General features: G+C 61.1%; 4 protein-coding genes. All 4 read right to left on the bottom strand.

The features are described 5' to 3' along the window. The coding region (gene tilS, locus ACFFAR_RS28745; RefSeq protein ID WP_174365663.1) for a tRNA lysidine(34) synthetase TilS at positions 1 to 457 on the bottom strand (457 nt) is incomplete at its 3' end. A 41-nt stretch (positions 458 to 498) separates the two neighbouring features. Then, positions 499 to 1,470: an acetyl-CoA carboxylase carboxyltransferase subunit alpha gene (locus tag ACFFAR_RS28740; protein WP_060816859.1), complete on the bottom strand. Its 972-nt coding sequence runs from the start codon at positions 1,468 to 1,470 to the stop codon at positions 499 to 501. 118 nt (positions 1,471 to 1,588) lie between these two features. After that, a complete protein-coding gene (locus ACFFAR_RS28735) occupies positions 1,589 to 2,674 on the bottom strand; it encodes a DNA-3-methyladenine glycosylase family protein (RefSeq protein WP_375508962.1) in 1,086 nt (361 codons plus the stop codon). Positions 2,675 to 2,719: 45 nt separating this feature from the next. Then, positions 2,720 to 3,292, bottom strand: a 573-nt coding sequence (locus ACFFAR_RS28730) for a DALR domain-containing protein (protein ID WP_375508961.1), incomplete at its 5' end; no start/stop codon positions are given.

Below are 3,292 nucleotides of genomic sequence, written 5' to 3'. Positions count from 1 at the left end.
CCGCCACACCGGCGCCGCGCAGCAGTTGCAGCAACACGGTTTCCGCCTGATCGTCGGCGTGATGCGCAAGCCAGAGCGTGGTGGCGCCCTGCTCTTCACATAAGGCATCGAGCGCTCGGTAACGCGCATCTCTCGCCGCTGCTTCGAGACTCTCGCCACCTTCACGCACGACATCGACCTGGCGCGATACAAACCGCACGCCCAGCCCGCGGGCGAACGCATGACAATGCGCGGCCCACGCATCGGCATTGGGGCTCAGGCCATGATGAACGTGCAACGCGATGACGCGAGCCTGTCCCGCGCAACGCACGGCGGCATCGAGCAGCGTGGTGGAATCGAGACCGCCGCTGAAAGCAACGGCGATGGGACTGTCGGTGGAAGTCGACACGTCGGCTAACGCCGCGCGCACCGCATCGATCACGAGGCGGCTGGCGGGAGTTTCAGTGTCGGAGGTCACGGGAATCGCTTATCCGCAGAAGGTGAGCGAAGCGTTGCCGCTCACGCACCCGGCAGGTTTTCCTTGAACTTGCCGTAGGCCATCAGCTTGTCGAACCGGCGTGCGCGGACGTCGAGTGCGTTCATGCCGTGGAACTGACGCAGCGTGTCAGCCAACGCACGGCGCAGCAACGCGGCCATGCCCTTCGGATCGCGATGCGCGCCGCCAAGCGGCTCGTTCACGATCTTGTCGATCAGACCGAGCGCCTTCAACCGGTGCGCAGTCAAACCAAGCGCTTCGGCTGCTTCCGGCGCCTTCGCCGCGCTCTTCCACAAGATCGACGCGCAGCCTTCCGGCGAAATCACCGAGTAGGTAGAGAACTGCAGCATCAGCACGCTGTCCGCAACGGCAATTGCCAATGCGCCGCCGGACCCGCCTTCGCCGATGATCGTCGCGATGATCGGCGTCTTCAGCTCGGCCATCACATACAGATTGCGCCCGATCGCTTCCGACTGGCCGCGTTCTTCGGCGCCGATGCCGGGATAGGCGCCGGGTGTATCGATGAACGTGAAAATCGGCAGCCCGAATTTTTCAGCGAGACGCATCAGGCGCTCGGCTTTCCGATACCCCTCCGGACGCGGCATGCCGAAATTACGCGCGGCGCGCTCCTTGGTGTCACGCCCTTTTTGCTGGCCGATCACCATGCAGGCCTGGCCGTTGAAACGCGCGAGGCCACCGACAATGGCCAGGTCGTCGGCATATGAGCGGTCGCCGTGCAGTTCGTGGAAGTCGGTGAAAAGCTCGTTCACATAGTCGAGTGTGTACGGACGCTGCGGATGCCGCGCGATCTGCGAAACCTGCCACGGGGTCAGGTTTGCGTACAGGTCTTTCGTGAGCTGCTGGCTCTTCTTCGAAAGCCGCTCGATTTCTTCCGAGATATCGACAGCGGAATCGTCCTGAACAAAGCGCAATTCTTCGATCTTCGCTTCGAGTTCAGCGATCGGCTGTTCGAAATCCAGAAAAGTGGTCTTCATATGTTCGAATCCTAGAGCATCGGGCAGCGCGTATTCTAACCGCGCCAGCCTCACTAAATTTCGGGTCGAAACTATCGATTATATAATATTGATAGTCGAACGACTCCGACGATACTTTTTAGTGATCGGCGGGCACTGGATAAAGGCTGCGCCACATGTACCACGTCGCGACGGTGCGCCACGGCTCCCAGTTGGCCGCGACTTCGCGCGCTTCGCTGCGTGTGACAGGTTCACCGCTGAAATAGTTGACGCTGATGGCCTGGATCAGGCCGAGGTCGTCGAGCGGCAGGACGTCCGGGCGCGACAGGTTGAAGATCAGGAACATTTCCGCCGTCCAGCGGCCAATGCCGCGAATCTGCGTCAACTCCGCGATCACGGCTTCGTCTTCCATCGACGTCCAGCTATCCACGGGCAATGCGCCCGACACGAAATGCTGGGCGACATCGAGAATGTACTCGGACTTTCTCTTCGATAACCCGCACGACTGCAGCTTCGCCGGACCGACCTTGATGAACTGCTGCGGCGCGAGCGTGGGGCACGTCACCTCCACGCGTTTCCAGATGGCTTGCGCGGAGGCCACCGAAATCTGCTGGCCGACGACAGAACGCGCGAGCGTGGTGAACGGATCATCGCGATTCACGAGGTGCACCGGGCCGAACTTCGGAATCAGCTTCTTGAGGATCCGGTCGCGCTTGACCAGATCCGCGCATGCCTTTTCCCAATACTCGGGACGGGCGGCTTCCGGGGCAAGCCCGGGTGTTTGCACCGGGACCGATTTTTCCGCGGTGATGGCGCGCGACTTCCGGACGATCGCGCCATCGGCCTGGGGATCGCGCACGAGCGCTTGCGAAGAGTCTGCAGCGAGATCGGCTTCGTTGACCTTGACATCGATCGCCCTGGCCGCGTCGCCGTTCGCTGTCTTCGGCGACGCCTTAAGCGCGCCCGTATGCACTGTCTTGCGTGCCCGAGTCGTGCCATTCGCTGCATTTGCTTTTGACACGTCTTCATGCGCGGCGCCGTTGACCGCGCGTTTCTTCGATGCCGTCTTGCCCGCCGCGCCGTCGGCCGCGCCATTGAGCCGCTTGGCCAAGGGCTTGGACGCCGTCGATGTCTTTACATTTGCACGCCGCGTAGCCGTTGTTTCGGTCGCTGCGGTACTTCCGGACGCGGCTCGTTTAGCCGGCGTCTTTCTGGCCGTTGCCATCATGCCTCCTACCTGGTGAGTCGATCAAAGAAATGCGAAGGACGTTCAGTTACGACGCCATTCGGTCGACCCACCCGGTTTGTCTTCAAGTGCAATTCCGGCCTCGAGCAACTCAGCGCGAATCCGGTCTGCTTCGGCATAGTTCTTCGCTTTTTTCGCAGCAACGCGAGCAGCGATCTTCGTTTCGATATCAAGAGGCGTGAGGCCGGCAGCGCCCTCCTCGCCGTTGTTCCTGCTGCTGCCCGGCGCATCCTGAAGGAACGCACGCGGCTCGCGCTGCAACAAGCCGAGCACGCCGCCAAGCGACTTCAACTGACGCGCGAGCACGGCATCCCGTGAGCGGTTCACTTCGCTCGCCAGTTCGAACAGCACGGCAACAGCCACGGGTGTATTGAAGTCATCGTTCATGGCTGCCTGGAAACGCTGCGCATGTGCCTCGTTCCAGTCGAGAGGATTCGTATCCGGGTTCACATCTTTCAGCGCAGTGTACAAGCGCGTGAGCGCCCCACGTGCATCATCTATATGTACGTCGCTGTAATTGAGCGGCGAACGATAGTGTGCCCGTGCAATAAAAAACCGCACGACTTCTGCATCGAATTTTTCAAGGACTTCGCGAAT

This window comes from uncultured Caballeronia sp., assembly GCF_964243625.1.
Taxonomy (GTDB): domain Bacteria; phylum Pseudomonadota; class Gammaproteobacteria; order Burkholderiales; family Burkholderiaceae; genus Caballeronia.
The sequence above is the reverse complement of the archived record's forward strand: the minus strand, read 5'-3'. Positions and strand labels throughout refer to the sequence as shown.

Bases quoted from the DNA above. Each gene is read 5' to 3' on its own strand.
- ACFFAR_RS28735 (WP_375508962.1), bottom strand. From the start codon at position 2,674: ATGGCAACGGCCAGAAAGACGCCGGCTAAACGAGCCGCGTCCGGAAGT.
- ACFFAR_RS28740 (WP_060816859.1), bottom strand. From the start codon at position 1,470: ATGAAGACCACTTTTCTGGATTTCGAACAGCCGATCGCTGAACTCGAA.